The sequence below is a fragment of the Streptomyces griseobrunneus genome, from assembly GCF_046713465.1.
Taxonomy (GTDB): Bacteria; Actinomycetota; Actinomycetes; order Streptomycetales; family Streptomycetaceae; genus Streptomyces; species Streptomyces microflavus.
Genome location: NZ_CP177080.1, coordinates 3,377,748 through 3,403,208, shown reverse-complemented (window position 1 = coordinate 3,403,208; position 25,461 = coordinate 3,377,748). Strand labels below are relative to the sequence as shown.

28 protein-coding genes and 1 pseudogene are annotated in these 25,461 nt (G+C 72.7%); 10 read left to right on the top strand and 19 right to left on the bottom strand.

Annotated elements, in window-relative coordinates; genetic code table 11:
* Nucleotides 1–51: 51 nt before the first annotated feature.
* On the bottom strand, nt 52–966 hold the full coding sequence (locus ACK8N7_RS15355) for a DMT family transporter (protein ID WP_500442779.1): 915 nt from the start codon (nt 964–966) through the stop codon (nt 52–54).
* Between the two features lie 133 nt (nt 967–1,099).
* Here ACK8N7_RS15355 and ACK8N7_RS15350 point away from each other — a divergent pair, with 133 nt between their 5' ends.
* Complete coding sequence (locus ACK8N7_RS15350; protein ID WP_500445758.1) at nt 1,100–1,591, top strand: MarR family winged helix-turn-helix transcriptional regulator; 492 nt, start codon at nt 1,100–1,102, stop codon at nt 1,589–1,591.
* A 10-nt stretch (nt 1,592–1,601) separates the two neighbouring features.
* On the opposite strand, the gene ACK8N7_RS15345 is transcribed toward ACK8N7_RS15350, so the two are convergent.
* Nucleotides 1,602–2,000, bottom strand: coding sequence for a MerR family transcriptional regulator (locus tag ACK8N7_RS15345; protein ID WP_500445757.1), 399 nt, complete (start codon nt 1,998–2,000; stop codon nt 1,602–1,604).
* A 37-nt stretch (nt 2,001–2,037) separates the two neighbouring features.
* A pseudogene (locus ACK8N7_RS15340) lies at nt 2,038–3,068 on the bottom strand (MDR family NADP-dependent oxidoreductase).
* 276 nt (nt 3,069–3,344) lie between these two features.
* Here ACK8N7_RS15340 and ACK8N7_RS15335 point away from each other — a divergent pair.
* Nucleotides 3,345–3,986, top strand: a complete 642-nt coding sequence (locus ACK8N7_RS15335) for a TetR/AcrR family transcriptional regulator (protein ID WP_403217169.1) — start codon at nt 3,345–3,347, stop codon at nt 3,984–3,986.
* Between the two features lie 270 nt (nt 3,987–4,256).
* Here ACK8N7_RS15335 and ACK8N7_RS15330 read toward each other — a convergent pair whose 3' ends face one another.
* Both ACK8N7_RS15330 and ACK8N7_RS15325 read right to left on the bottom strand, forming a co-directional pair.
* Nucleotides 4,257–4,385, bottom strand: a complete 129-nt coding sequence (locus ACK8N7_RS15330; RefSeq protein WP_403217167.1) for a hypothetical protein — start codon at nt 4,383–4,385, stop codon at nt 4,257–4,259.
* 13 nt (nt 4,386–4,398) lie between these two features.
* Nucleotides 4,399–5,103 carry a GDSL-type esterase/lipase family protein gene (locus tag ACK8N7_RS15325; RefSeq protein ID WP_403217276.1) on the bottom strand — a complete coding sequence of 235 codons (705 nt, stop codon included), beginning with the start codon at nt 5,101–5,103 and terminating at the stop codon, nt 4,399–4,401.
* A 112-nt stretch (nt 5,104–5,215) separates the two neighbouring features.
* Here ACK8N7_RS15325 and ACK8N7_RS15320 point away from each other — a divergent pair, with 112 nt between their 5' ends.
* Entirely contained in the window at nt 5,216–6,265 is a 1,050-nt protein-coding gene (locus tag ACK8N7_RS15320; protein ID WP_500445756.1) for an SdiA-regulated/phytase-like domain-containing protein, read from the top strand.
* Between the two features lie 25 nt (nt 6,266–6,290).
* Here the strand turns inward: ACK8N7_RS15320 and ACK8N7_RS15315 are convergent, their stop codons facing one another.
* Together ACK8N7_RS15315 and ACK8N7_RS15310 are read right to left on the bottom strand one after the other, a co-directional pair.
* Nucleotides 6,291–6,692 (bottom strand): PPOX class F420-dependent oxidoreductase, encoded by a 402-nt coding sequence (locus ACK8N7_RS15315; protein ID WP_015610458.1) that lies wholly within the window; start codon nt 6,690–6,692, stop codon nt 6,291–6,293.
* Nucleotides 6,693–6,723: 31 nt separating this feature from the next.
* Complete coding sequence (locus ACK8N7_RS15310; protein WP_500442777.1) at nt 6,724–7,578, bottom strand: TetR/AcrR family transcriptional regulator; 855 nt, start codon at nt 7,576–7,578, stop codon at nt 6,724–6,726.
* A gap of 128 nt (nt 7,579–7,706) precedes the next feature.
* On the opposite strand from ACK8N7_RS15310, the gene ACK8N7_RS15305 reads away from it, so the two are divergent.
* The 4 genes from ACK8N7_RS15305 to ACK8N7_RS15290 all read left to right on the top strand — a co-directional run bounded on the left by ACK8N7_RS15305 (nt 7,707) and on the right by ACK8N7_RS15290 (nt 10,885).
* The gene (locus ACK8N7_RS15305; protein ID WP_500442775.1) at nt 7,707–8,759 is read left to right on the top strand and encodes an ATP-binding cassette domain-containing protein; all 1,053 of its coding nucleotides are present in this window, start codon (nt 7,707–7,709) and stop codon (nt 8,757–8,759) included.
* The gene (locus tag ACK8N7_RS15300) at nt 8,756–9,595 is read left to right on the top strand and encodes an ABC transporter permease (RefSeq protein WP_403217159.1); all 840 of its coding nucleotides are present in this window, start codon (nt 8,756–8,758) and stop codon (nt 9,593–9,595) included. Before ACK8N7_RS15305 ends, ACK8N7_RS15300 begins: the two co-directional genes overlap by 4 nt.
* Nucleotides 9,596–9,718: 123 nt before the next feature.
* Nucleotides 9,719–10,429 carry a class I SAM-dependent methyltransferase gene (locus tag ACK8N7_RS15295; protein WP_500442773.1) on the top strand — a complete coding sequence of 237 codons (711 nt, stop codon included), beginning with the start codon at nt 9,719–9,721 and terminating at the stop codon, nt 10,427–10,429.
* 42 nt (nt 10,430–10,471) lie between these two features.
* A complete protein-coding gene (locus ACK8N7_RS15290; RefSeq protein ID WP_403217155.1) occupies nt 10,472–10,885 on the top strand; it encodes a DUF4259 domain-containing protein in 414 nt (137 codons plus the stop codon).
* Nucleotides 10,886–10,899: 14 nt separating this feature from the next.
* Here the strand turns inward: ACK8N7_RS15290 and ACK8N7_RS15285 are convergent, their stop codons facing one another.
* From ACK8N7_RS15285 to ACK8N7_RS15245, 9 genes are all read right to left on the bottom strand, one after another.
* Nucleotides 10,900–11,442: a DinB family protein gene (locus ACK8N7_RS15285; protein WP_500442771.1), complete on the bottom strand. Its 543-nt coding sequence runs from the start codon at nt 11,440–11,442 to the stop codon at nt 10,900–10,902.
* Nucleotides 11,443–11,478: 36 nt separating this feature from the next.
* A complete protein-coding gene (locus ACK8N7_RS15280; RefSeq protein ID WP_500442769.1) occupies nt 11,479–12,090 on the bottom strand; it encodes a Uma2 family endonuclease in 612 nt (203 codons plus the stop codon).
* Nucleotides 12,091–12,253: 163 nt separating this feature from the next.
* Nucleotides 12,254–13,372: a phosphoserine transaminase gene (serC, locus tag ACK8N7_RS15275; RefSeq protein ID WP_500442767.1), complete on the bottom strand. Its 1,119-nt coding sequence runs from the start codon at nt 13,370–13,372 to the stop codon at nt 12,254–12,256.
* A gap of 131 nt (nt 13,373–13,503) precedes the next feature.
* On the bottom strand, nt 13,504–14,733 hold the full coding sequence (locus ACK8N7_RS15270) for a cytochrome P450 family protein (RefSeq protein WP_403217149.1): 1,230 nt from the start codon (nt 14,731–14,733) through the stop codon (nt 13,504–13,506).
* Nucleotides 14,730–15,992 carry a cytochrome P450 gene (locus ACK8N7_RS15265; RefSeq protein ID WP_403217147.1) on the bottom strand — a complete coding sequence of 421 codons (1,263 nt, stop codon included), beginning with the start codon at nt 15,990–15,992 and terminating at the stop codon, nt 14,730–14,732. The genes ACK8N7_RS15270 and ACK8N7_RS15265 overlap by 4 nt, the downstream gene beginning before the upstream one ends.
* A complete protein-coding gene (locus tag ACK8N7_RS15260) occupies nt 15,989–16,633 on the bottom strand; it encodes a GTP-binding protein (RefSeq protein ID WP_500442765.1) in 645 nt (214 codons plus the stop codon). Before ACK8N7_RS15260 ends, ACK8N7_RS15265 begins: the two co-directional genes overlap by 4 nt.
* The gene (locus tag ACK8N7_RS15255) at nt 16,614–16,985 is read right to left on the bottom strand and encodes a DUF742 domain-containing protein (RefSeq protein WP_403217143.1); all 372 of its coding nucleotides are present in this window, start codon (nt 16,983–16,985) and stop codon (nt 16,614–16,616) included. Before ACK8N7_RS15255 ends, ACK8N7_RS15260 begins: the two co-directional genes overlap by 20 nt.
* Nucleotides 16,982–17,404: a roadblock/LC7 domain-containing protein gene (locus ACK8N7_RS15250; RefSeq protein ID WP_403217142.1), complete on the bottom strand. Its 423-nt coding sequence runs from the start codon at nt 17,402–17,404 to the stop codon at nt 16,982–16,984. Before ACK8N7_RS15250 ends, ACK8N7_RS15255 begins: the two co-directional genes overlap by 4 nt.
* Entirely contained in the window at nt 17,401–18,939 is a 1,539-nt protein-coding gene (locus ACK8N7_RS15245) for a sensor histidine kinase (protein ID WP_500445755.1), read from the bottom strand. The genes ACK8N7_RS15250 and ACK8N7_RS15245 overlap by 4 nt, the downstream gene beginning before the upstream one ends.
* Before the next feature lie 252 nt (nt 18,940–19,191).
* On the opposite strand from ACK8N7_RS15245, the gene ACK8N7_RS15240 reads away from it, so the two are divergent.
* Nucleotides 19,192–22,065 (top strand): FAD-binding and (Fe-S)-binding domain-containing protein, encoded by a 2,874-nt coding sequence (locus tag ACK8N7_RS15240; protein WP_500442763.1) that lies wholly within the window; start codon nt 19,192–19,194, stop codon nt 22,063–22,065.
* A 54-nt stretch (nt 22,066–22,119) separates the two neighbouring features.
* Nucleotides 22,120–22,641, top strand: coding sequence for a chloramphenicol phosphotransferase CPT (cpt, locus tag ACK8N7_RS15235; protein ID WP_500445754.1), 522 nt, complete (start codon nt 22,120–22,122; stop codon nt 22,639–22,641).
* Nucleotides 22,642–22,708: 67 nt separating this feature from the next.
* Here the strand turns inward: cpt and ACK8N7_RS15230 are convergent, their stop codons facing one another.
* The gene (locus ACK8N7_RS15230) at nt 22,709–23,626 is read right to left on the bottom strand and encodes a LysR family transcriptional regulator (RefSeq protein ID WP_500442761.1); all 918 of its coding nucleotides are present in this window, start codon (nt 23,624–23,626) and stop codon (nt 22,709–22,711) included.
* A 152-nt stretch (nt 23,627–23,778) separates the two neighbouring features.
* Here ACK8N7_RS15230 and ACK8N7_RS15225 point away from each other — a divergent pair, with 152 nt between their 5' ends.
* Nucleotides 23,779–24,756, top strand: coding sequence for an EamA family transporter (locus ACK8N7_RS15225; RefSeq protein WP_403217136.1), 978 nt, complete (start codon nt 23,779–23,781; stop codon nt 24,754–24,756).
* 18 nt (nt 24,757–24,774) lie between these two features.
* Here the strand turns inward: ACK8N7_RS15225 and ACK8N7_RS15220 are convergent, their stop codons facing one another.
* Both ACK8N7_RS15220 and ACK8N7_RS15215 read right to left on the bottom strand, forming a co-directional pair.
* Nucleotides 24,775–25,209 (bottom strand): PIN domain-containing protein, encoded by a 435-nt coding sequence (locus tag ACK8N7_RS15220; RefSeq protein WP_403217134.1) that lies wholly within the window; start codon nt 25,207–25,209, stop codon nt 24,775–24,777.
* Nucleotides 25,206–25,448 (bottom strand): ribbon-helix-helix protein, CopG family, encoded by a 243-nt coding sequence (locus tag ACK8N7_RS15215; RefSeq protein WP_500442759.1) that lies wholly within the window; start codon nt 25,446–25,448, stop codon nt 25,206–25,208. The genes ACK8N7_RS15220 and ACK8N7_RS15215 overlap by 4 nt, the downstream gene beginning before the upstream one ends.
* Nucleotides 25,449–25,461: the final 13 nt, after the last annotated feature.

The following is a 25,461-nucleotide window of genomic DNA, read 5'->3' as shown; positions in this document are numbered from 1 at the left end:
GGAGGGCCGGTCGCGGTGGCCGGCGGCACCGGTCGGCTGCCCGGCCTTCGGTCACGGTGACCGGGTGGTGCGGGCAGGCTCCTCGACCACCCCTGGAGTGCCACGCGGCGGGCGGGCCGGGCGTGCGGCGCGCTGGCCGAGCACCACTCCGCAGAGGGTGAGCACGAGGCCGCAGACCTGCCGCCCGGAAAGGCTCTCGCCGGCGAGCAGGAGCCCCAGCAGCACGCCCGTCACGGGGTTGAGCAGCCCCAGCAGGCCGACCGTACCCGCCGGCAGGTGCTTCAGCCCCAGGAACCAGGCGGCGAAGGCGATGGCCGTCGCCACCACGGCGAGGTAGCCGAATCCGAGGAGCGCGGGACCGTCGAGCGCGGGCGGCCCACCCTCCACGAGGGCCGCGCACGGCAGGAGCAGCAGCCCGCCGCCGAGCAACTGCCAGCTGGTGGCGGCGAGTACGTCCACCTCGCCGCTCCACCGCTTGGCCAGTACGTACCCGCACGAGGACATCGCCATGGCGCCGACGGAGGCGAGGATGCCGATCGCGTCCACCGACCCGCTCGCCGTGAACACCATCAGGCAGACGCCGCCGACTCCGGTCATGGCCCCGGCGAGGTGCTTCCAGCCGGGCCTCTCACCGACCAGCGGCCAGGCGAGCATCATCATGAAGAGGGGCGCGAGGGCCATGATGATCGACGCCAGGCTGGTGGGGAGGCGCTGCGCCGCCACGTAGACGAGCGCGAAGAAGCCGCTCATGTTCAGGGCGCCGAGCACCAGGGACTTCCACCACCAGCTCCCGCGCGGCAGCTTCCGGCAGAGTGCCAGCAGGAGGAGCCCGGCGGGGGCGGCCCTGAAGGCGGCGCCGTACAGGGGGTGGCTCTCGGGCAGATACTCCCGCGTGACGAAGTAGGTCGTGCCCCAGGCCACTGGGGCCACGGCAGTGACCAGCGACCATTTCAGGTTACCTTCCATGGAAGCTATTATGCCTTCCATGGAAGGTAATTTTCCGGCCGAGGCTCCGGACGGCCCGGCCGAAGCTGCGAAAGCCCCGGCAGAGGTCCCGGACGCCCCGGCCGAAGCCGCTGAGGGCCCCGCTCCGGACCATGTGGCGCGCATCCAGGCCGAGTGGGCGCGGGAGCGCCCGGACGTGGACGTCTCCCCGCAGGCCGTCATCGGGCGTCTGCACCGTCTGGGCCACCTCCTGACCGCCCGCCTCGGCGTCGTCTACAGCGCCCACGGCCTGTCCGAGGGTGAGTTCGACGTCCTGGCCGCGCTGCGCCGGGCCGGCGAGCCCTTCGAGCGGGCGCCGGGTGAGCTGGCCGCGCACACGATGGTCACCACGGGGGCGATGACCAAGCGGATCGACCGCCTTCAGCGCGCCGGCCTGGTGACCCGGCGCCGCTCGGCGGCCGACGGCCGGGGCCGGGTGGTGGCGCTGACCCCGGCGGGCCGGTCCCTGATCGACCGGGCGTTCGCCGAGCACATGCGCAACGAGCGGAACCTGCTGGACGTACTGGAGCCACGGGAGGCGGCGGAGCTGGAGAGGCTGCTTACGGGGTGGCTGGCGCGGGTGGAGCCGCCGGGGGGCGGTGCGTGACCGAAAGGGGCTAGCGGGGCGGCGGGTCGGCACCCGTCCTGTCCCCGAAGGCCCGGCGGGCGAGGTCCTCACGGAGCCGGGTGAGGCGGTCGATCTCGGCGTCGAGGACGGCGAGCCGACGGCCGACGACACCCGAGCCGGAGCCTTCCGGGGCATCGGCGGCCCCGCAGCGGGGCGGCGGGTCCTGGGTGAGGAGGTGGAGGCGGTCGGCGCAGGAGCGCAGGTCCTCGATGGTGAAGCCGGAGCCCAGCAGCTCCCGGATGACGCGGAGCCGGGCGACCTCGGCGGGCCGGTAGTCGCGCCGGCCCGACGCGGTGCGGCCGGGCGGAGGGAGCAGCCCGCGCTGTTCGTACAGCCGCAGCGCCCTGGGGGGGCACCCCGCCGCCGCTGCCGCCTCACCGATCCGCATGACGCCCACCCCGTCCGCTCCTGGCACCGTGCTGCCGCTACAACTCCACGACGACGGCCCCGAAGTGCCGTCCTTCGATCAACTCTGCAACGCCTGCGGGGCGCGATCGATGCCCGGGACACGGGTGTGGGGGAAGGTGATCTCGCCGGAGCGCAGCCACTCCCCGAACCGCCCGGTCCACTCCTGCTCGACGTCGGGGTGGTCGCTGCCGCTGTAGCCGCGCAGCGAGAGCCCTTTGACGACGACGCGGAACGTGTCGATCTCGGCGGGCGCACTGCCGCCCGCCCGCCGCGCAGACAGCTGGCCGGACAACGCCCGACCAGGGCGAAGCGGGCACCCGGCCGGGCCGCGTCGACGGCCGCCGCCAGCTGTTCGCCGCCGACCGTGTCCAGCAGGACGTCGATGCCCTCGGGTGCGGCTGCGGCGAGCTGGGTGGCGAAGGGGGTCTCGGAGCCGCTCAGGAGGACGGCGTCGTAACCGAGTTCGGAGGCCAGGCGCTCCGCCTTGCCGGGGGACCGGGTGGTGCCGATCACCCGCCCGGCGCCCAGCAGCCCGGCGATCCGGCCGGCGAGGGTGCCGACCGCTCCGGCCGCTCCGGTGACCAGGACGGTGTCACCGGCCCGGACCCCGGCCAGGCGGGTCAGGGCCCCGTAGGACGACCCCTGGGCGAGGTGCGCGACCGGGTCGGGCAGCACGTCCCCCCACGGGCGTGCAGGCGGCGGCGTCAACCACGGCGTGGTCCCGCCAGCCCTGGAGGTGGGTGACGGTGTCGCCGGGCCGCAACGGGCTGCCGTCCGCCACCGCGACGACCTCGCCGACCGCCGGCCCGAACAGGGCGTCGCCAGGGCTCAGGGCGGGGCGCGGCACCCCGTCGACCTCGCCCCCGATCAGGGTGCGCAGACCGGGGAAGACCAGGAAGAAGTGGTTCCGGACGAGGACCTGGCCCGCCGCGGGCGTCGGCAGGGGCGCTTCGACGACGGCGAAGTTCTCCGTGGTGGGCAGCCCGTCGGGGACGGAGACCAGACGGATCTCGCGCGCGGTACGGGGCAGCGGCGGGGTGACGGACATGGGGGCTCCTCGGCTCAGGATCGACGGGGCGGCACGGCGCGGCGGCTCGCGGGAGGCGTCCGGGCGGCGGGTGCGGTGACGCTAGCCCCTGACCCGTGCGTCAGGGGCAAGCCGAAGGTGAATCGTGCGGGGAAGAAGAAGCGTTTCGGCTTGACGGTGTTCCGCCGAACGGGTGTGGCGCGGCACTCCGGCGGCCTCCGGGGCGAGCACAATGGGGCGGCGGTTCGTGCAGAGGTGCCGAGGCCCTCTCCCGCACCTTGCGCTGAAGGAGGACCGGTGGCGGACGGCTGGGCGGTTCAGCGGACGGGGCCCGGTGACCAGGCCCGTACACAGGCGAGGGAACAACTGCTCGACGCCGCAAGGGAGCTGTACGGCGTCGTCGGCTACCGGGAGACCTCCGAGACGGACCTGTGCGAGGCGGCCGGGGTCACCCCCGAGGTGCTCCGCCAGGAGTACGGGACACGGGAGGGGCTGCTCATCGCCCTGCACAACCGGGTCACCACCATCGGCCTGCGGGCCATGGAGGCCGCCCTGCTCTCCGAGGGGATCGAGGAGTGCTCGATCGCGGATCGGGTCCGGCGCCTCTTCGACGCGTACGTGGGTTCCGTCACCCGGGACCCGCGCGAGGCACGGGTGACCTTCGTCGAGGTGCTGGGCGTCAGCGCGGTGGTGGACGAGCACTGCAAGCTCTGGCGGGCGCTGTGGACGGAGTTCCTCACGGGGGAGGCCGAGCGGGCGGTGGAGCGGGGGGAGGCGGAGGACCGCGACCACCGCGTCGACGTCATGGTGATGGTGGGCACGGTCCACGAACTGATGGCCCACCACACCCGCCGCTGCCGCCGGGCCCGCCCGGAGGAGGTCTCCGGCGAGCTGACGCAGCTGGCGCTGACGATGCTGGGGTCGCAGCGGGTGGGGTGAGGGGGTTTTCCGCTCGATACATCGAGTCCCTTTCTCGGAACTGTGCCGTAACGGCATGGGTTTCGCGGGGAACCGTCGAGGTAAACGCTCTTCGAGTGCCCATGAGCTGTCGCCGTCGACGGAAACGCGTTGGCGAGGCGAAAAGGGATCCCGTTCGATTTCAGGGTGAGCGTTTGCCCGGAGTCTCCTACCCAGGAGAACTCGATGAGCTTTGTGGACGGGGGCCGCGCTCCCGCGACTGCTCGGTGTGGGAGCCGCCGTCGGGGCAGGTCAGCCCGCCTCCACGATGACCGATCCGCGGACCAGCGCGGCGGCCGACGGGGCGCCCAGGTCACCGGCGCGCTCGGTCCCGTAGATCTGCATCCGGGCCGGTTCTGGTCCTGTGCGGTGCCCGTCCATCGCCCGCCCCTTCTCAGGCCGACTGCGCCAGCGCCTGCTGCCGGGCGTACGGCCCGCCCAGCCCCCACGCCTGGTGCATCGCGTCGGCGAAGGCGGCGGCGAGGAGGTGTTCGCCGGTCGGGCCGGGGTGGGTGCCGTCGTACGTGTCCGTGTGGATGTCGTAGCCCGGTGGGCGCGAGGCCAGCAGGAGCGGGGAGGACGGGGTGTCGAGGTCGGCGACGGCCTTGGCGAGGAGTTCGTTGAAGCGGGTGCAGGAGGCGGCGAAGGGTGCGTCCGACTCGGCCCGGACGTTGGGTATCACCGGGAGCAGCACCATCCGTATGTGCGGGTTCGCCGTTCGGGCCGCCGTGATGAACGTGCGGGCGTTGGCCGCCGTCTGTTCGGCGTCCGTGTAGAACCCCAGGTCTATCAGGCCCAGCGAGACCAGCAGCACATCCGCCTCCGCCTCGCGCACCGCGTCCGCGATCGCCGGGGCCATGTGCAGCCACCCCTCGCCCCAGCCCGCCAGGTGCCTGCGGGCCTCGGGCGGGAAGGACGGGTCGGCGTACGCGTGCGAGAGCGGTGCGTTCGCCTCGGGGTCGTACAGCGTCGTGCGTGGGCCGACGATCTCGTACGGGGCCGGGCAGACCGCCCCCAGGTGCTGCCACAGCCGGTAGCGCCAGGTGAAGTCGCCGGTGGCGCCGATGGTCATGGAGTCGCCGACCGGGAGAAAACGCATGGCGTCATCATGGCCGATCACGGCTGTGGCCTGCGACGTGACGATGGACACGGTGGGGTGGCTGGGAGTGGACCCTGCGGTGGACGCGGTCGCGACCGTGGACACTTGGGCCATGCGTTCGTATCCGAGCCGTCCGGCAGGTCTCGCCGTTCCCGCCGCAGCCCTCCTGCTGCTCCTCGGCGCCGCCTGCCCCGCCGTCGCCGCCGACGGGAAGCCCGACCGTGACTTCACGATCGAGGACCCCCGTATCACCGAGTCCAGCGGCCTCGCCGCCAGCCGCCTGCACCCCGGCATCTACTGGACGCACAACGACAGCGACGACGGCCCCTACGTCTTCGCCGTCGACTCCCGCACCGGGAAGACGGTCGCGACCATCACGATGCGGGGGGTGGGGGAGCCGCGTGATGTGGAGGGCATCTCCATCGGGCCGGACGGGGACATCTACGTCGGTGACGTCGGGGACAATTTGGACGGTTCCTGGAGTCATGTCTGGATCTATCGTTTTCCCGAGCCCAAGAACCTTCGCGACGCCACCGTCACCGCCACCCAGTACGACGTGAAGTACGCCGACGGGGCCCGCAACGCCGAAGCACTGATGGTCCACCCCAAGACCGGGCGCGTCTACATCGCCTCCAAGAACGAGGACGGCGGCGGGCTCTACGAAGGCCCCGCCAAGCTCACCGCCGGGTCCACCAACACCTTCCGGCGGGTCGGTGAAGTGCCGTGGGTGACGGACGGGGCCTTCTCGCCCGACGGGGGTTCGCTGGTGCTGCGCTCGTACTTCAGCGCCCGCGTGTACGGCTTCGAGGACGGCCGGCCCGGGGACAGCCGGGCGGTCGCCGCGCCGTTCCAGCGGCAGTCCGAGTCGGTGACGTACACGGCGGACGGCTCGGCCCTGATGTTCGGCTCGGAGGGGGCGCGTAGTGGTGTGGTGCGTGTGGAGGTGGAGGGGGGCGGCAAGCAGGGAAGCGGCCGGGAGCAGGGGAAGCCTTCCGGGAGTGGGAGTGGGAGTGGGAGCGGGAGCGCGGCCGAGGAGGGGGCGGGGGCGAGCCGTGATCAGGGGGAGGAGAACGGCAAGGGCAGCATGGGGCTCGGTGCGGTGATCATCGTCGGCGTGGCTGCCCTCTGGTTCGCGTTGAAGCGGAAGCGCGGGCAGGCGTAGTTACAAGGAGACGCGCGGCCTGCCGTCAGTCGCCGTTCGTCACCGGCCACACCTCGTAGTGCAGCGTCCTGTCCCGCTTGAGCCGGTGCATCAGCGGGACCAGCACGCCCTGCACGACCGGGTACTTCCGCGACAGCGTCCGCGCCGCGTGCGTGTTCTCCTTCGTGCCCGGTCGCAGCAGCCGTGCGTGCGCGGTGATCTGCGGCCCCGTGGGTCTGCCCCGGACCGTGCACGGGGCGAGCTCCACCTTCGGGTGGTTGCGCATCCGCTCGACCTTCCAGGCTGAGGAGAACGTGCGGATGAACGCGTGATCGCCCTCGACGGCGATGTTGACGGGAGTGCCGACGGGGGTGCCGTCCTGCCGGTGGGTGCTCAGCAGGACGGCGTACTGCTTCACGAAGGGGGCTAGCTCCCGGCTGGCGTCCATATATCCATTGGGGCACGGGCCGGGCTCGCTGTCATGTCCGGTCCGCTGTCCGATCTGCTGCCGGCTCCGTCGTCCGGTCCGCCGTTCGCTCCGCCGTCCGTTCCTGGACCAGGGCCTCGAAGCCGGCGATCAGCCGCTGGAGCCCGAACTCGAAGTGGTCGAAGTCGGCGCTGAAGGTGTCCTCGGACATTCCCGCCATCATCGGGTACGCGCCGCTGAGCATGGCCCGCTCCAGGTAGGGGCGCTGGCTGTCCCAGAACTGCTCGTCGCTCAGCCCCGTCTGCGCCACCGCCTCCGCCGCGTCGCCCTGGGTGCGGGCGAGGCCCTCCACGAAGCTGTTGACCGTGATGATCACGCCGATCAGCTCGGGGTCGCGCAGCCCCATGGACCGCAGGGCGGACAGGGCGAGTTCCAGGCCGCGCAGGGCGCTGGGACCGAGCACCGTACGGGCCTGGTTGATCTTCAGCAGCCAGGGGTGGCGGCGCAGGTTGTCCAGGTAGGTGTGTGCCATGGCGTCGATCGCCACCCGCCAGTCGCCGGGGGCCTCCTGGGCGCCGGTGGGACGGTCGGGTTCGGCGGACAGCGGTTCGCCCAGCACCCGGTCGAGCATCAGGTCCAGGAGTTCGGCCTTGCCGGGGACGTACCGGTAGAGCGACATCGTGCCCGTGCCGAGCTCGGTGGAGAGCCGGCGCATGGAGACGGCGGGCAGCCCTTCCGCGTCCGCGACGGCGACGGCTGCGGTGACGATCCGGTCCAGTGTGAGGCCCGGTTTGGGGCCGCGGCTGGGGCGCTCCCCGGCGCCCCAGAGGAGCTCCAGGCTGCGCGCGATGTCGCCGCTTCCGGTCGCCGTGCCGTCCGCCGCCGCTGTCGATCCGTCTTTCGCCATGGGGTCAGCGTAATGCGCCGAAGAGGATTTGGGTACGCCGTACCCGTATCGAAGTACGGCGTACCCAGTTTGGGGGACGGTGTACTCAGTTGGCTTCCGGTCGGTCGGAGAAAGCAGGGGGTTGCTCCATGTCCATGTCCAAGTCCATGCCTGAAATCAGGTCCAGGTCCGCGTCCGGGTACGCGGTGCTCGCCGAGGGAGTGGTGAAGCGGTACCGGGTGAAGGGCGGGGTGGAGAAGCGGGCGCTCGACGGATTCGACCTCGCCGTCCGCCCCGGCACCGTCCACGGTCTGCTCGGCCCGAACGGGGCCGGGAAGACCACCGCCGTACGGGTCCTCGCGACCCTCCTGCGGTTCGACGGCGGCCGGGCCGAGGTGGCCGGGCTCGACGTGGGGCACGAACCCCGCCGCGTACGGAGCAGGATCGGGCTCACCGGTCAGTACGCCGCCGTCGACGAGGGCCTCACCGGACGGCAGAACCTGGAGATGTTCGGGCGCCTCTTCCACCTGGGCAACCGCGGGGCCCGGCTCCGCGCGGGGGAGCTGCTCGACCGGTTCGACCTGGTGGAGGCGGCCGACCGGAGCGCCAAGGAGTACAGCGGCGGGATGCGGCGCCGGCTCGACCTCGCCTCCTCGATGATCCTCTCGCCCGAAGTGCTCTTCCTGGACGAGCCGACGACCGGGCTCGACCCGCGCGGCCGGGGAGAGGTCTGGGACGCGGTCCGGGCGCTGGTGGCGGGCGGCACGACGGTGCTGCTTACCACGCAGTACCTCGACGAGGCGGACCGGCTCGCCTCGCACATCACCGTCATCGACCGGGGGCGGGCCATCGCCGACGACACCCCGGACGCCCTGAAGAACCGCGTCGGCGGCGACCGGATCGAGGTCGTCGCCGCGGACGGGGGCGACCTCGCGGCGGTGGCGAAGGTCGTCGGCCGGGTGGCCGGGGGCGGGCTCGTCCTCACCGACGACACCACCCGCCGGGTGCACGCCCAGGTCGCCGACCGGGTCGCCGCGCTGACCGAGGTGGCCCGGAGCCTCCAGGACGACGGGATCGCCGTGGAGGACATCGGGCTGCGCAGGCCGAGCCTGGACGACGTGTTCCTGCGCCTGACCGGACATGGCGCGGACGCCTACGACCCCGAGCAGCACCACGACGCACGAGAGGTGGCGGCAGCGTGACCACGCTCGAACAGAACCCCGCGACGACCGGCGCGGGCCGCGACCACGGCCTCGCCTACTGGGCGGTCTCCGACTGCTGGAACATCACCCGCCGCGTCCTCACCCACTACCAGCGCCACCCCTCCGCCATCGTCTGGCAGCTCGGCTTCCCGATCCTCTCCGTCCTGCTGTACGGGTACGTCTTCGGCAGCGCCATGAAGGTGCCCGGAGGCGGCGACTACCGGGAGTTCCTGATGCCCGGCATGTTCGCCATGACCATGGCCATGGGCTTCATGAACACCGCCGTGGCCGTCGTCACCGACGCCGGCAAGGGGGTCGTCGACCGCTTCCGGTCCATGCCGATGGCCCCCTCCGCCTTCGCCTCCGGACGCGGGGCCGCCGACCTGGTGGTCGCCGCCGCCGAACTGACCATCCTGGCCGTCACCGCGCTGCTGATCGGCTGGCGCGCGGGCGGTGGGGTGATGGCCGCCCTCGGGGCGTTCGGACTGCTCCTGCTGCTGCGGTTCAGCCTGATCTGGGTGGGTGTCTGGCTGGGTCTGCTGGTCCCCACCCCGGAGGCGGCGGGCGGGCTGTACGCGGTCGCCTTCCCGCTCACGATGATCTCCAGCACCTTCGTCGCCCCGTCCCTGATGCCGGGCTGGCTGGGCACGGTCGCCGCCTGGAACCCGATCTCCTCGACCGCGACCGCCACCCGCGAACTGTTCGGCAACCCGGTGGCCGGCGGCGGGACCTGGGTGGAGGAGCACGCCCTGCTGATGGCCGTGGTGTGGCCGGTGGTGATCACGCTGGTCTTCCTGCCGCTGGCGGTCCGGCGGTTCCGGCTGCTGGGGAGGTGAGCTGCTGGGGGCGGTGAGGTGGTGGTGGGCGGGTGAGCTGCTGGGGCGGTGAGGGCGTGAGCCGGCGGGCCGGTGAGCCGCTGGGCCGGCGCGGCGGGCCGGGAGGCCCTAAGGTTCCTCCTCATGACCGAACCCGCCTTCCTCCGTGCCACCCGCACCTCCTACGACGCCATGGCCCCCGACTACGCCGCCTTCTCCCGCGAGGAGTTGGCGGCGAAGCCGGTGGAGCGGTCCGTGCTCGCCGCCTTCGCCGAGCTGGCCGCCGCGGACGGGCACGGGCTGCCCGTCGCCGATGTGGGGTGCGGGACCGGCCGGGTGACGGGGCATCTGCACGGACTCGGCCTGGGGCTGGAGGTGTTCGGGATCGACCTCTCCCCGGGCATGCTGGCCGTGGCGCGGGAGGAACACCCCGGACTGCGCTTCGAGGAGGGCTCCATGCTCGACCTGGACCTGCCGGACGGGTCCCTGGGCGGGCTGCTCGCCTGGTACTCGACCATCCACGTCCCGGACGAGGAACTGCCGTGCGCCTTCGCCGAGTTCCGCCGCGTCCTGGCCCCGGGCGCTCCCGTACAGCTCGGTTTCCAGGTCGGGCAGGAGCCGTTGCGGCTGACCGAGGGGCTGGGCCATGAGGTCTCGCTCGTCTTCCACCGGCGGCAGCCGGAGCGGATGGCCGGGCTGCTGCGGGCGGCGGGCCTGGAGGTGCGGGCCGTGCTGTGGAAGGAGCGGGAGGCGGAAGGGTCGTTCCCGGAGCGGGCGCCGCAGGGGTTCGTGCTGGCGCGGAGGCCGGTTGTCAGTGGTGGCTGTGAGGATGGGGACATCAGCGCAACGGACTGACCGGCACGCGGGTTGACCGGCACACGGACTGAGGGGGACGCCATGGGCGCCTGGGACATCGGCCACTTCGACAACGACACCGCCGCCGACTTCGGCGGGCGGGTCGACGACGCGGAGCCGGAGAAGAAGGCGGACGTGCTCCGGGCCGTCCTGACGGCCGCCGCCGGCACCGCCGAGCAGGACTATCTGGACAGCGGGGAGGAGGCGGTGGCGGCCGCCGCGCTGGTCGCCGCCCAGTGCCCCGGCGGGGAGCCCGTCACCACCGCGTACGGCCCCAAGGACCCGCTGCCCCCGCTCCCGGCCGACCTGCGCCCGCTGGCGGTCCGCGCCCTGGACCGCCTCACCGGCGCGAACGCGGAGCCGCTCGACCTGTGGGAAGAGGCCGGGGCCGGGGCGGAGTGGCTCGCGGGGATAGCCGCTCTGCGCGCGGTGCTGGCGGCGGCCCCGGGGGAGTGAGGACCGGGGGCCGGTCAGTTGGCGCCCGGATAGCTGCCCACGGCGCCGTCGATCAGCTCCCGCACGATGTCCATGTGCCCGGCGTGCCGCACCGTGTCCTCCAGCATGTGGATGAGCACCCACCGCATCGACACCACCCGGCCGTCCCAGGAGGTGCCCGTCGTCTCCAGGTCCGTCTCCCGGATCGAGGCGTCGGCGGCCGCGCGGGCGCGTGCGTAGAAGGCCAGGATGTCGGCGGTCGTCTCGTGCGGGCCGGCCGCCATGTCCTCGGTGGCCGGGTCGAACCGGAACGGCTCGGTCTCCCGGCCGAACGGCGAGCAGAACCAGCCGTATTCGACGGCCGCGAGATGCTTGACCAGGCCGAGCAGATTCGTCCCGGTCGGGGTCAGCGGACGGCGCAGTTGCTCGTCGTCCAGCCCCTCCAGCTTCCACAGCACCACATCACGGTGCCGGTCCAGACTGACGTGGAGGCTTTCCTTCTCGCCTCCGGTGTACGGGACATGGGGGGCGGGGGCGGCAGAAGACACGGGAGGCACGGGAGGCTCGGGTGAACTCATGGGCCGCACCCTAGTGGGGTGCCCCGGGCCTCGTCCTCAGCGTTTCGGGCGGCCCGCCCGCACCAGCTCGGCGACATCGAGGGTGACCTCGGCGCCGATGGAGGCGGGCAGCGGGGCCTCCTGGCCGGGGGCGTAGACCTCGTGGCGGTCGTAGCCGCCGGGCAGCGGCTCGGTCAGGACATGGACCCGGCCGTGCTTGCGGTCGACGATCACGTAGACCGGGATCTTGGCCTGGGCGTAGGCGATGACCTTGTTGCGGAGGTCGTTCTGGTAGTTCCCGGAGGTGACTTCCAGGACCAGGCGGAAGCAGACGGGGTCGTAGCAGTTGTTCTCGATCAGGTGCTCGTCGAGGCCGGCATCCACGATCGCCAGGTCGGGGATCACGTAGTCCTCGGGGCCACTGGGGAGCCAGAGGCCGATGCCCTGGAGGACCTCCGTCTCCCCGTCGTCGAGTCCGGCGGCGATGAAGGGCCGCATGAGCTTGGTGAGCGCGCGGGCGTGCGGGCCGTCCGGGGGTGGTGCCACGGTGATGACGCCTCCGATGATCTCGACGCGATGCCCCGGAAGCTGTTCCACGAGACGGTTGGCCGTTTCCAGCAGCGTTTCCGGCTCATCGTCACAGGGGTGCTCGACTGCTGCTGCAGGCATTGCTGGCCTCCTGGAATGGGCTGGTGTCGAGACCGTCATCGTAGGGCGGGACTGCCCAAGATCGCGCTTCTGGCATATGCCACCCGGTCGGGTGAAGCCGAAACGGCCCGGCACACCGCGTGGGTGCCGGGCCGTCTCCGTACAGCGGTGAAGCCGGTAGGGGCTACAGCTTCTCGATCACGTAGTCGACGCATGCCGTCAGCGCCTGCACGTCCGCCGGGTCGATCGCCGGGAACATCGCCACGCGCAGCTGGTTGCGGCCCAGCTTGCGGTACGGCTCGGTGTCCACGATGCCGTTGGCGCGCAGCACCTTGGCCACCGCCGCCGCGTCGATCTCGTCCGCGAAGTCGATCGTGCCGATGACCTGCGAGCGCTTCGCCGGGTCCGTGACGAACGGGGTCGCGTACTTGGACTCGTCGGCCCAGCCGTAGAGGTGGCCGGACGAGGCGGCCGTGCGGCCCGTCGTGAAGTCCAGGCCGCCCTGGGTGTTCATCCACTTCAGCTGCTCGTTCAGCAGGAAGAGGGTGGACAGCGCCGGGGTGTTGTACGTCTGGTTCTTGAGGGAGTTGTCGATCGCCGTCGGGAGCGAGAAGAACTCCGGGATGTGCCGGCCCGAGGCGTGGATCCTGGCGGCGCGCTCCAGGGCGGCCGGGGAGAACACGCCGATCCACAGGCCGCCGTCGGAGGCGAAGGACTTCTGCGGGGCGAAGTAGTAGACGTCGGACTCGGTGATGTCGACCGGCAGGCCGCCCGCACCGGAGGTCGCGTCCACCAGGACGAGGGAACCCTCGTCGGCGCCCGCGACGCGCTTGACGGGCGCCGCGACACCCGTGGAGGTCTCGTTGTGGGTGAAGGCGTAGACGTCGACGCCCGCCTCGGCCTGCGGGTCCGGGTGGGTGCCCGGGTCGGAGGCGATGACGGTGGGGTCGGACAGCCAGGGCGCGAGCTTCGCGGCCTTGGCGAACTTGGAGGAGAACTCACCGAAGTTCAGGTGCTGGGACTTCGACTCGATCAGACCGTGCGTCGCGATGTCCCAGAAGGCGGTGGAGCCGCCGTTGCCGAGGACGACCTCGTATCCCTCGGGGAGGGAGAAGAGGCTGCGCACACCGTCGCGTACCTCGCCGACCAGGTTCTTGACCGGGGCCTGGCGGTGGGACGTACCGAGGAGAGAGGTGCCGGTGGCGGCCAGCGCGTCGAGCGCCTCCGTCCGCACCTTGGAAGGACCGGCGCCGAAGCGTCCGTCGGCGGGCTTGATGTCAGCGGGAATCTGGATGTCGGCCACGAGCCGGAGCGTAGTCCCTCGGTGGCGCGGCTTCGTAACCGTGTCCGTTCGATGAGACGTGTGCTCCGACCCGTGGACGCCGTCCACGAGGGGCGGTCGGGCCTCGTGGCCCGACCCCGCGCGGCGTGGATCTACGCGTCGTGGCCGAACGGGCAGCCCAGCTCCACCGGCAGCTCGTACAGGTCGTTCTGGGTCACGATCGGCTTGTTGCGCAGCTCGGAGGCCGGTACCGCCAGTTCCAGCTCCGGGAAACGCTCGTAGAGGGCAGGCAGTGCGATGCCCGCCTCCAGGCGGGACAGGGCCGCACCCGGGCAGACGTGCGGGCCGTGGCCGAAGGCGATGTGGCGGTTCGGGGTGCGGGTGGCGTCGAACTCGCCCGCCGTCGGGCCGTACTGCTCCTCGTCCCGGCCCAGCGCGCCGAACGAGATGATCAGGCCCTCGCCCTTCGGCAGGATCCGGTCGCCGACCTCGATGTCCTCCGTCGCGAAGCGGATCAGGACGTGCGAGGTCGGGGTGTTCCAGCGCAGCGTCTCCTCGATCACGCCGTCCCACCCGATCTCCCCGTTCAGCACCTGCTTGCGCTGTTCGGGGTGGGTCTGGAGCGCCTCCACGACGTTGACGATCAGGCTGATCGTGGTCTCATGTCCGGCGGCGATGATCAGCTGCAGCGTGTTGACGATCTCCTCGTCGGTGAGGTGGTCACCGTTATCGGAGGCCGCGATCAGGGCGCTGGTGAGGTCGTCGCCCGGGTTCGCCCGCTTGGCGTCGACGATCTTCGTGAAGAGGGCCCCGAGGTCCGCCATCATCTGCGGGACCTCCTCCGGCGGCGTCTGCGTCGAGAAGAACTTCTCGAACAGCTCCTTCAGCCGCGGGTGGTCCGCCGCGTCCACACCCATCAGCTCACTGATGACGTTCATGGGGAGGGGGTAGGCGAACTCCGCCTTCAGATCCACCGGCTGCCCGGCCGGGAGGGCCGCCAGCCTCGCCAGGCTCGCGCCGGTGAGGGCCTCGATGCCCGCCCGCAGCCGCTCCACCCGCTTCACCGTGAGCGCCTGCGCCACCAGCGTACGGAGACGGCGGTGGTCGGCCCCGTCGACCGTCAGCATCGAGCGGCCCGGGTTGGCCAGGCCGATCAGCGGCCAGTCCATCGGTATCTCGCCGCGCTGCCAGGCACCCCACACGTTGATGTCCTTGACCACCCGGCTGTCGGTGAGCAGCGCGCGGGCCTCCGCGTGGCGGGTGACCGCGTAGACGTGCACCCCGCCCGGCAGCTCCACCTCGGCCAGCGGCCCGGCGGCCCGCAGCGCGGCGCTCTCGCCGTCGAGGTCGGTGACGAACGGGTCGAGCGCGATGCGGGTCATGCGGGGCCTCCGAAGCTTCCGGGTCTGCCGAGGGCGGGAGTGGGCGTGAAGAGCACCGGCAGGTCCGTCAGACCGCGCAGCCACGGCGACGGGCGTCGGGTGAGCTGCTCGGCGGGGACGGCGAGGTCCACGTCCGGCAGCCGGTCCAGCAGGACCTCGATGCCGGTACGGGAGATGACCTCGGCGGTCTCCTGGGCCGGGAAGGGGCAGCGGTGCTCGCCGTGGCCGAAGGAGAGGAAGGCGTTGTTGCCGCCGGTCAGCGCCGAGGCGTGGGTCCTCACCTGCGGGTCCCCGTTGGCGGCGGCGATCCCCAGGAGCAACAGGTCCCCGGCGCGGACGTGGCGGCCGCCGAGGTGGGTGTCGCGGGCGGCCCAGCGGCCCGCCACGTTCTGCGTCGGGGTGTCCTCCCAGAGGACCTCGTTCATGGCTTCCGCGACACTGTGCCGGCCGCCGGAGAGCGAGGCGGCGAACCGGTCGTCGGTGAGCATCAGGCGCAGCGAGTTGCCCATCCAGTCGGCGGTCGGCTGGTGCCCGGCCGCCATCATCACCATGAGGTCCTGGGCGACCTCCTCGTCGGTGAAGCCGCCGGGGTCGGCGAGCATCCGGGTGGCCACGTCGTCGCCGGGCTCGGCGTGCTTGTCGGCCAGCAGCTGGAACATCGAGGAGCCCAGGTGCTGCTGTCCGGCGAGCGCCCGCTCCCGGCCGTCGATCATGTCGTTGATCGCACCGACCAGGGGGTACGCCTCCTCGTCGGAGAAGCCGTAGATCCTGGCCAGGACCAGGGCGGGCAGCAGCTTGGCGTACTCCGCGATGATGTCGACCGAGCCCTTGGTGCAGAACCGGTCGATCAGCTCGTCCGCGAACTCCTCCGCGTACCGCTTCAGGGAGAACGGGTCGACGCCCTCCAGCGCGTTGCTGATCATCATCGCGCGGACGCTGTGGCGCTCGCCGACCGTGTAGAGGATCGAGGGCTGCTTGCGCCCGATCATCGGCAGCAGCGGCCAGTCGTCCGGGATGCGGTCCCACTGGTTCCACAGGTCGGAGTCCCGGCTGAAGAGGACCGGGTCGCCGGTGACCTGGTGCAGCTCGCGGTAGCCGAGGACGAGCCAGGCGGGCACGTCGCCGTCCAGCACGACCGGGGCGACGGCGCCGTGGTCGCGCCGTATGTCCCGGTAGAGCTGGACGGGGTCGCTCTGGAAGCGGGGCCCGGACAGGGGTACGGACCCGTGGGTGACGGGGCAGCCGGAGGTGGTGGTCACGGGGCGGGCTCCGGGGTCGGGGCAGCCGCCGCCAGCGCCGCCCCGGGGGCGAGCAGGCGGGCGGCGGAGAGCGCGGCGAGGTGCTCGACGAGCGTGATGAGCACGTACTTGCTGGAGGACCGGTCGCGGGCGTCGCACTCCACCAGCGGCACGTCGTCCGCGAGGTCCAGGGCCTCGCGGATCTGCTGCTCGCTGTGGAGCGGCCCGCCGAAGTCGTTGCACGCCACGATGAACGGCGTGCCGTGGTGCTCCAGGCGGTCGATGGCGTACCAGGAGTCGGCGAGCCGGCGGGTGTCGACCAGGACGACCGCGCCGAGCGTGCCGGAGAAGAGCCGGTCCCACAGGAACCAGAACCGCTCCTGTCCGGGCGCGCCGAAGAGGTACAGCACCGAGCGTTCGTCGAGCGTGATGCGGCCGAAGTCGAACGCCACGGTGGTGGACGTCTTGGCCTGTACGCCGTCGAGGTGGTCGACGGCCTCGCCCGCGCGGGTCATCGTCTCCTCCGTGTTGAGCGGACGGATCTCGCTCACGGATCGGACCATGGTGGTCTTGCCGACCCCGAAGCCGCCGACGACAACGATCTTCAGTCCGTTGTCGGTCGTCGCGCTCAGGGTGGCGCGGTCAGAGGTTGCGGAGTCCAACGAGCACCTGTTCCAGGATGTCGGGGTCGGGGAGCCGGTCCGCGACACGGGCGGTACGGGGGTGGCGGGCGCTGATCCGGCCGGTGTCCAGCAGGTCGCACAGCATGATGCGGACGATGCTGACCGGCAGGTTCAGGGTCGCGGAGATCTCGACGACGGCGGTGGGGCCCTGGCACATCCGCAGGATCGCGACGTGCTCCGACTGCATGCCGGGGGCCGGGTCGCACTCGGCGACGACGAGGGTCACCAGGTCGAACGCGGCCGAGTCGGAGCGGCTGCGTCCCCCGGTGAGGGTGTACAGCCGGTCCGGATCCTCGTCGCGGCCCGGGCGGGGGCGGGGTGCCGTCGTCATACGGCGGTGTTCTCGACGGCGGAGGTGCGCGGCGGCGCCACGAGGTGCTCGCCGAGCTGCTCGACGAGCTCGCTCATGTTGTGGCCCACCAGGCCCACGTCGGAGTCCTCGTCGGCGACGACGGCCAGGTGCGCGCCCGCGCCCGCCTCGACGATGAACAGCACGCCGCCGTAGAACTCGGCCATCGCGGAGCGTACGCCGCCGGTGCCGTCACCGAACTCGATGGACGCGCCGTGCGAGAGGCTCTGGATCCCGGCGGAGATCGCTGCCAGCTGGTCGGCCTGGTCGATCGAGAGCTCGGGGGTGCGGCACAGCTTGAGGCCGTCGCGGGACAGGACGAGGGCGTGGCGGGTACCCGGGGTGCGGTCGAGCAGCCCCTCCAGCAGCCAGTTGAGCTTCTCGTCGGTGGTCGCGGTCATCGGGTGTTGCCTTCCGGGTGCGGGGAGTTGGCACGTACCGCCCGGCTGAAGGTGCTGAAGCGCGCTGCCTGGACCTTCGGGTCGGTGGTACGGGCCGGGGGGCTTTCGGCTCCGCCGGGGGTGGCGTTGCCGGTACGGGACTCGGCGGCGGCCAGCGTGCGGCCGCGGCGGCGCTTGGGCAGCCCGCTCTCGCCGAACGCGGGCACGGCGCCGGTGGATTCGGACTCCGACTCCGTCGCCGGGGTCAGGGGCGCGGAGGTGTCCTCGGAGGCTTCGGCACCGGACGTGGTCCGGGCCGTGGGCACGGCGTCGGCGGTGTCCGGGCCGGCGGCCGAGGAGTGCGAGGGCTCCGGCTCGGCGGGAGCGGCGACCGCGGCCGGGAGCGCGGCGGCCGGGCCCGGCGCAGGCGTGGTCGCCCGGGATATGAGGTCCTGCGGCAGCATCATCAGCGCGCCGGTGCCGCCGCGGGCCGAGGGCCGGAAGGAGACGGTCAGGCCGTGCTTACGGGCCAGCCGGCCGACGACGGCGAGCCCCAGCCGGGTGCCGGACAGGTTGGTGAGGTCCTGGTTCTCCGCGGAGACGGCCCGCTCCGCGCGGCGCAGCTGCACCTCGCTCATGACCAGGCCGCTGTCCTCGACGGTGATGACGATGCCCGCCGGGACCTCCTCCACGTAGACGTGGACCTCGGCGGTGGGCGGCGAGAAGTTGGCCGCGTTGTCGAGGAGTTCGGCGAGCGCGTGCATGACGCCCTCGGCCGCGTGCCCGGCGATCGCGACATCGCTGGTGGAGTGGAGGCGGACGCGCTGGTAGCTGCCGATGCGGCCCATCGCGCCGCGCAGGATCGACTCCATGACGATCGGCTTGGCCCAGCGCCGCCCGGAACGGGCCCCGGTCAGTACGGCGATGGAGTCCGCGAGCCGGCCCGCCTGGGCGGTGCGGTGGTCGAGGTACAGCAGGTCCCCGAGCACGGACTCGTCCGTGTGCCGGTGCTCCATCTCCCGCAGGTCGGCCAGCATGCTGGTGGCGAGGGCCTGCATCCGCCCGGCCGCGTTGGCGCAGGCCGCGACGGCGGCGGACCGCTCGGTCTCGGCGCGGGACGCGCGGGCGGTGAGCCGCTCGACGGAGATGGTCAGACGGGACTGCTCGGTGGCGGAGGCCGCGGCGATCCGCTCGGTCTCGGCGCGGGCCCCGGCGGTGACCCGGGCGGTCTCGGCGGAGGCGGCGGCCTTGATCCTGGCCGTCTCCGCGGTGAAGCGCTGGGCCTCGACGGCGGAGGCGGAGACCAGGCGCGAGGTCTCGGAGGTGAACCGCTGGGAGTCGGCGGCACGCAGGGTGCGCAGTGTCCGCGCGGTCCCCAGGGTGTGGACGGTGACGGCCACGCAGACGCTCAGCAGCACGGCGGCTGCGCCCGCGCCCCAGGCCAGCGGGGTCCGTACCGCATCGGGGGCCGCGGCCACGGCCCACAGTGTCAGCGTGCCGGTGACGGCTGCCGAGATCAGCAGGGCGAGTGCGGTGGACCGGAGTGAGGGGCGCAATCGGAGTCCTCGGTGGCGGACGTGCGGGACGGGTACGTTCGTGGCGAAGCTGTACCGGCCGAAACAGGACAGTTCGTCACGGGTGCGGGCGATCATGCACAACTGGAGCTGATAGTTCCTGCTCAAGTCTTGGTCACTATAGGAGACTTGACGGTCTGTTTGGGAAGTTCTTGTGGGCTTCTTTGTGCGGCTTGATAGATTTTGTCCGTCCGCATCCCAAGAGTTCACCTGTACCGGCGGCATCCTGAAGCCATGGCCGAACAGCATCGCCCGACCGTCGAGGCTCCTGAAGGGTTCGCCGCCGCGCTCCGCTCCGCCGTGCGCGGTGAGAGCGACTTCGGGGCCGCCGCCCGGTCCCTGATGACCATGGACGCCTCCAACTACCGCCGCGTGCCCCTCGGGGTACTCGCCCCGCGCGACGCCGACGACATCGTGGCCGCGCTGACGGTCTGCCGGGAGTACGGAGTCCCCGTCGTTCCGCGCGGCGGCGGCACGTCCATCGCCGGGCAGGCCACCGGCACCGGCCTCGTCCTCGACATGACCCGTCATCTGCGCGCCATCCTCGACCTGGACCCGGCCGCCCGCACCGCCGTCGTCCAGCCCGGCGTCATCCTGGACGACCTGCGGGCCGCCGCCGCCCCGCACGGCCTGACCTTCGGCCCCGACCCGTCCACGCACAGCCGCTGCACCATCGGCGGCATGATCGGCAACAACTCCTGCGGCGCGCACTCCGTGGCCTGGGGCACGACGGCGGACAACGTGCGGGGACTGTCGGTGGTGCGGTACGGGGGCGAGGCGCTGCGGCTGGAGCAGGGCAGAGGCTTCGAACTTCCCGGCGTACGCGGAAAGGCGGCCCACGGCCCCGAAGGCGTACGCGAACTGGTCGGCGCCCACCTCGCCCTCCTCCGTACCGGCTACCCCGACCTCCCGCGCCGCATCTCCGGCTACGCGCTGGACGCCCTGCTCCCCGAACACCCCGGCGGCCCCGACCCCGTACGGGCGTTCTGCGGCAGCGAAGGCACCCTCGCCGTGGTCACCGAGGCGACCGTCCGCCTGGTCGAGGCCCCGCGCACCCGCGCCCTGGCCGTCCTCGGGTACGCCGACGAGTCGGCCGCCGCCGAAGCAGCCCCGGGCCTCCTCCCGTACCGCCCGCTCACCGTCGAGGGCATGGCCGCCGACCTCGTACGAGAGCCTGCCGGGCTGCCGCGCGGGGCGGCCTGGCTCTTCGTGGAGACGGGCGGCGACACCCCGGCCGAGGCGAAGGCCCACGCCGAGCGCATCCTGCGGGGAGCCGACGCGGTGGACGGGACCGTCGTCACCGACCCGGCCGGGCAGCGGGCCCTGTGGCGCATCCGCGAGGACGCCTCCGGGACCGCGACCCGGATGCCCGACGGCACCGAGGCCTGGCCCGGCTGGGAGGACTGCGCGGTGCCGCCCGCCCGGCTCGGCGCCTACCTCCGCGACTTCCGGGCCCTGCTCGGCCGGCACGGCCTGCGCGGAACCCCGTACGGCCACTTCGGCGACGGCTGCATCCACGTACGCATCGACTTCGACCTGCTCACCCCGCCGGGCATCGCCCGCTTCCGCCGCTTCTCCGAGGAGCTGGCCGATCTCGTCGTCGCGCACGGCGGCTCCCTCAGCGGCGAACACGGCGACGGACAGGCGCGCGCCGAGCTGCTGCCCCGGATGTACGGGCGCGAACTCGTCGGCCTCTTCGGCCGGTTCAAGTACCTGTGGGACCCGGACGGCGGCCTCAACCCCGGCATCCTCGCCCGCCCGGCCCGCCTCGACGAGAACCTCCGCTTCGAGGTGCTGCCGAAGCGCCCGGTCGACGTGGCCTTCGGCTACCCGCAGGACGGCGGGGACTTCGCGGGCGCGGTGCGGCGGTGCGTCGGCGTCGCCAAGTGCCGTACGGAGGCGGCGCCGGACGCGGGCGTGATGTGCCCCTCCTTCCGCGCGACCGGCGAGGAGGCCCACTCGACGCGGGGGAGGGCCCGGCTGCTGCACGAGATGCTCGCGGGCGAGGTGATCACGGACGGCTGGCGGAGCACGGAGGTACGGGACGCGCTCGACCTCTGCCTCTCCTGCAAGGGGTGCCGCAGCGACTGCCCGGTCGGCGTCGACATGGCCACGTACAAGGCGGAGTTCCTGCACCACCACTACCGGGGCCGGCTCCGCCCCGCCGCCCACTACGCGATGGGCCGCCTCCCGCGGTGGCTGCGCCTGGCCGCCCCCTTCGCCCGGCCCCTCAACGCCCTGGCCCGGCTGCGCCCCCTCGCCGCGCTCGCGAAACGGCTGGCGGGCATCGCGCCCGAGCGGACGATCCCGGTGCTGGCGCCGGAGACGTACAGCCGGTGGCTGCGCAGGCAACAGAGCAGGGGGACGCACATCCTCTCCTCCGACCGGGTGGTCCACCTCTGGGCGGACACCTTCTCCGAGTACCTGTCCCCGCAGGTGGGCCGGGCGGCGGTCCGGGTGCTGGAGGAGGCGACCGGGCGTACGGTGCTGCCGCCGCCGTCCGGGGTGTGCTGCGGCCTCACCTATGTCTCCACCGGCCAACTGGACGCGGCCCGCCGGGTGATGCGCCGCACCCTGGACCGGCTCGACCCGCTCCCCGGCCACCCGGTCGTCGTCCTCGAACCGAGCTGCGCCGCCACCCTCCGTACCGACCTGCCCGAACTCCTCCCCGACGACCCCCGCGCGGCTCAACTCGCTTTTTCCGTAAGCACATTGGCGCAGTACCTGGAGGAGTACGCCCCCGACTGGACCCCGCCTCGGCTGGACCGCCCGGTCGTCGGACAGACCCACTGCCACCAGCACGCGGTCATCGGGGACGCGGCGGAGCGGCGGCTGCGCGAGCGGATGGGGCTGACCGGTGAACTGAGCGGCGGGTGCTGCGGCCTCGCCGGGAACTTCGGCTTCGAGAAGGGGCACTGGGAGGTGTCCGTCGCGTGTGCGGAGGAGCAACTTCTGCCTGCGGTACGGGCATCGGAGCCGGGGGCGGAGCTGCTCGCGGACGGATTCTCCTGCCGTACGCAGCTGGACCAGCTGGCCGGGCGCCGGGCACGGCACCTGGCGGAGGTGATCGCGGAGGAGCTGGTCAGGGAGGAGCACGACGGCCGCTGAAATGCGTTTCGCGCGCTTCGGGGTGCTTGTACGGTGACGCGCGTGAAGACTCGAGTGATCGTTCTCAACGGCGGTTCCAGCTCCGGCAAGTCCGGCATCGCCCGGTGTCTCCAGGCCGTTCTGCCGGACCCGTGGCTCGCCCTGGGCACCGACACGATGGTCGACGCGATGCCCGCCTCCCTCCAGGCCTCGGAGTCGGGGATCGCGTTCGGGCCGGACGGCGGGGTGAGCGTCGGGCCTCGGTTCCGGGAGCTGGAGGACGCCTGGACCGAAGGGGTCGCCGCGATGGCCCGCGCGGGCGCCCGGATCATCGTCGACGAGGTGTTCCTCAGCGGGGCGGCGGGCCAGCGGCGCTGGCGTGAACGGCTGGTCGGACTGGGAGTGTTGTGGGTCGGCGTCCGGTGCGAGCCGGAGGTCGCGGCGGGACGGGAGACCGCCCGGGGCGACCGGACCGCGGGAATGGCCGTGTCGCAGGCGGAGCTCGTCCACCGGGGCCTGGTCTACGACCTGGAGGTCGACACCACCCGTACCGAGGCGATGGCCTGCGCGCGGACGATCGCCGGGCACGTGAGGTGAGGCGGCCCGGTCCGGCCGGAGCCGCCGGAGGCCGTGGGGCAGCCGTACGGGGCCGGGGGCCCGGGGCTCACCCCCGCGCGACGATCTCCCGGGCCAGCGCCGCCAGCTTCGGCAGGGCTGGGTGGCCCGGTCCGTCGCGGCGGGCCAGGAGGACCGGGACGCCCGGGGCGTCGTCGAGCGGCACATAGGCGACCCCCGGGTGCGGGTGCATGGCGGCGGTGGAGGCGCCCGAGACCCCGCTGCCCCGCCCGGCGGCGATGGCGGTCAGCCAGTCGTCGGTGTTGGCGACGGTGAGGGTGGCGGCGGGCCGGGTGTGCGGCGGCCACAGCTCGGGGGTCGTGGTGCCGGAGACGGTGTTCACGACGACGGGCCCGTCCGCGAGGTCGGCGAGGCGCAGCGACGTACGGGAGGCGAGCGGGCCGTCCGCGGTCACCGCCGCCACCCGGGCCTCGGTGAACAGCACCTCGGTGACGAGCCCCGGCGCCTGGACCGGTCCGCGCAGCAGCGCCGCGTCGACCTCGCCCCGGGTGAGCCCGGCAGTGCGGTCGTCGATCCGGAGCAGCTCCAGCGGGGTGGCCGGGTGGCGTTCCTGCCAGGTCCGCAGGAGCGGTGTGGTGTACGGGCCGAAGGCCGACCAGGCGTGCCCGAGCCGCAGGGGCCAGTGGCGCAGCCGCCCGGTGTCGAGCGCCTCGTCGAAGGCGGCGACCGCGGCGGCGGCCTTGTCGCGGAAGGCGACGCCCTCGGGGGTGAGGGCGAGGTGGTGGGTGGAGCGGTCGACGAGCCGGAGGCCCAGGTGGCGTTCCAGGGCGGCGAGGGTGCGGGAGACGGCGGGCTGGGTGAGGCCGAGGTGTGCGGCGGCCCGGGTGACGTTGCCCTCCTCGGCGACGGCGAGGAAGGCTCGCAGATGGCGGAGTTCGACGGCCTTGGAGGGGGTCGCCGGGCGTCCTGGGCGGGCCGGGCCCGCCGGGTCTTCGGGGCGGCTCATGCAGGGCGTTCCGCTGGGCTCATGCGTCCGGAGCATAACGGGAGCCCAGAACTCATTTCACGGGACGCGCGCGGGTCCCTAACGTGGAGCCTGGACCGCCGCCGGCGCGGCACACCGTTTCGTACCTCCTTCGTACCTCCGGAAGGCCGCCCGTGAACGTCCAGCGCAGTGCCGCAGAGCCGGCGGCCGCAGCCGTCGCCGTACCCGAGGCGGTGTCCGCCCTGGACGGTGCCGGGCAGGAGGCCGGGCACGGGACGGGTTCCGGGCAGGGGAGCGGGCGCCGGGCTGCGCTGGTGCCCATCGTGCTGGTGGTCGGGGGCGGCCTCTCCGTCCAGTTCGGCTCGGCCGTCGCGGCGCTCCTGATGCCGAAGGCGGGGGCGCTGGGTGTCGTCACGCTCCGGCTGGTGGCGGCCGCGCTGATCCTGCTGGTGGTGTGCCGGCCGAAGCTGCGCGGCCACTCGCGCGCCGACTGGGGCACGGTGGTCGCCTTCGGCGTCGCGATGGGCGGTATGAACACGCTGTTCTACCAGGCGCTGGACCGCATCCCGCTCGGTATCGCCGTCACCCTGGAGGTGCTCGGCCCGCTCGCGCTCTCCGTGTTCGCCTCGCGCCGCCTGATCAACGTCCTGTGGGCCGGGCTCGCCCTGGTCGGCGTCGTCCTGCTGGGCGGCGGGGGCTTCGACCGTCTGGACCCGGTGGGTGCGGCGTACGCGCTGGCGGCCGGCGGGATGTGGGCCGCGTACATCGTGTTCAGCGCCCGCACCGGCCGCCGCTTCCCGCAGGCGGACGGCCTGGCCCTGGCGATGGTGGTGGCCGCGGTCCTCTCGCTGCCCCTGGGCATCTGGGAGTCCGGGGCGAAGCTCACGGTCCCCTCGACCCTCGCGCTCGGCGCGGCGGTGGCGGTCCTGAGCTCGGCCCTCCCGTACACCCTGGAACTCATGGCCCTGCGCCGCCTGCCCGCCTCCACGTTCGCGGTCATGATGAGCCTGGAACCGGCGATCGCGGCCACGGCGGGCTTCCTCATCCTGAACCAGGCCCTGTCCACGACGGACGCCCTCGCCATAGCCCTGGTCATCGGGGCGAGCATGGGCGCGGTACGCAGCCGGACGGGGGCGCGGCGGAAGGGCTGAGGGAGGGGCGCCGGGGCCTCAGCCGTCGGCGGGCAGAATCCGGAAGGCGTCCAGTCCCCGGGTGAGGGGGGCCATGGCCCGGAAGTCGCGCTGGTCCAGGGTGAAGATGCGGTCGGTCCGATAGCGGTCGGCGAGGACCACCCCGACCGCGTCGGCCAGGTCCAGCCGCAGGCCCTCGTACTTCCGCCGGACTTCCTGGGCGGTACGCAGGTCCGTGAGCTTGAGCTCGGCGAGGCGGTACTGGCCGTCGTCCATGCGGGAGTTCAGCGCCTCCATCACCTGCATCGCCGCCGGGAACCCCAGGTCGCGATGGACCAGCTGATCCAGCTCGGTGACAACCAAGGGCGAGATGGCCAGTCTCTCGTTCTCCAGGATCCGGGCTGCGTCGGAATGCTCCGCCTGCGCGGCGTCGAAAGCGGCGTAGAGGGCGGAGGTGTCGGCGACGATGATCAACGGCGTGCGGCCCGTTCCTTGATGTGTTCGTAGACCGACTCGTCCATCTCGTCAGGTGTGAGGGGGCGCCCGCTGTCGAAGACCGGCAGCTCCCGACTGCGCTTCGGCCGTTCCGCGTGGTCCAGCAGCAGGGCGATGCCGCGCCGGATGAGCTCCGCCTTGCTGACGCCGGTCGCGGCCGATTCGGCGTCCAGTCGCACTTCCAGTTCTTCCGGAAGGTACACGGTCGTCTTTATCATTGTGCCACCTTAC

Excerpts from the sequence above, each read along its gene's own strand:
- ACK8N7_RS15295 (WP_500442773.1), top strand. The coding sequence starts at position 9,719 with ATGACCGAACCCGCCTTCCTCCGTGCCACCCGCACCTCCTACGACGCC.
- ACK8N7_RS15305 (WP_500442775.1), top strand. The coding sequence starts at position 7,707 with ATGTCCATGTCCAAGTCCATGCCTGAAATCAGGTCCAGGTCCGCGTCC.
- ACK8N7_RS15330 (WP_403217167.1), bottom strand. The coding sequence starts at position 4,385 with ATGGACGGGCACCGCACAGGACCAGAACCGGCCCGGATGCAGATCTAC.
- ACK8N7_RS15290 (WP_403217155.1), top strand. The coding sequence starts at position 10,472 with ATGGGCGCCTGGGACATCGGCCACTTCGACAACGACACCGCCGCCGAC.
- ACK8N7_RS15310 (WP_500442777.1), bottom strand. The coding sequence starts at position 7,578 with ATGGCGAAAGACGGATCGACAGCGGCGGCGGACGGCACGGCGACCGGA.
- ACK8N7_RS15280 (WP_500442769.1), bottom strand. The coding sequence starts at position 12,090 with ATGCCTGCAGCAGCAGTCGAGCACCCCTGTGACGATGAGCCGGAAACG.
- ACK8N7_RS15315 (WP_015610458.1), bottom strand. The coding sequence starts at position 6,692 with ATGGACGCCAGCCGGGAGCTAGCCCCCTTCGTGAAGCAGTACGCCGTC.
- ACK8N7_RS15230 (WP_500442761.1), bottom strand. The coding sequence starts at position 23,626 with ATGAGCCGCCCCGAAGACCCGGCGGGCCCGGCCCGCCCAGGACGCCCG.
- ACK8N7_RS15355 (WP_500442779.1), bottom strand. The coding sequence starts at position 966 with ATGGAAGGTAACCTGAAATGGTCGCTGGTCACTGCCGTGGCCCCAGTG.
- ACK8N7_RS15345 (WP_500445757.1), bottom strand. The coding sequence starts at position 2,000 with ATGCGGATCGGTGAGGCGGCAGCGGCGGCGGGGTGCCCCCCCAGGGCG.
- ACK8N7_RS15215 (WP_500442759.1), bottom strand. The coding sequence starts at position 25,448 with ATGATAAAGACGACCGTGTACCTTCCGGAAGAACTGGAAGTGCGACTG.
- ACK8N7_RS15250 (WP_403217142.1), bottom strand. The coding sequence starts at position 17,404 with ATGACCGCGACCACCGACGAGAAGCTCAACTGGCTGCTGGAGGGGCTG.
- ACK8N7_RS15255 (WP_403217143.1), bottom strand. The coding sequence starts at position 16,985 with ATGACGACGGCACCCCGCCCCCGCCCGGGCCGCGACGAGGATCCGGAC.
- ACK8N7_RS15285 (WP_500442771.1), bottom strand. The coding sequence starts at position 11,442 with ATGAGTTCACCCGAGCCTCCCGTGCCTCCCGTGTCTTCTGCCGCCCCC.
- ACK8N7_RS15320 (WP_500445756.1), top strand. The coding sequence starts at position 5,216 with ATGCGTTCGTATCCGAGCCGTCCGGCAGGTCTCGCCGTTCCCGCCGCA.
- ACK8N7_RS15240 (WP_500442763.1), top strand. The coding sequence starts at position 19,192 with ATGGCCGAACAGCATCGCCCGACCGTCGAGGCTCCTGAAGGGTTCGCC.
- ACK8N7_RS15325 (WP_403217276.1), bottom strand. The coding sequence starts at position 5,103 with ATGCGTTTTCTCCCGGTCGGCGACTCCATGACCATCGGCGCCACCGGC.
- ACK8N7_RS15270 (WP_403217149.1), bottom strand. The coding sequence starts at position 14,733 with ATGACCCGCATCGCGCTCGACCCGTTCGTCACCGACCTCGACGGCGAG.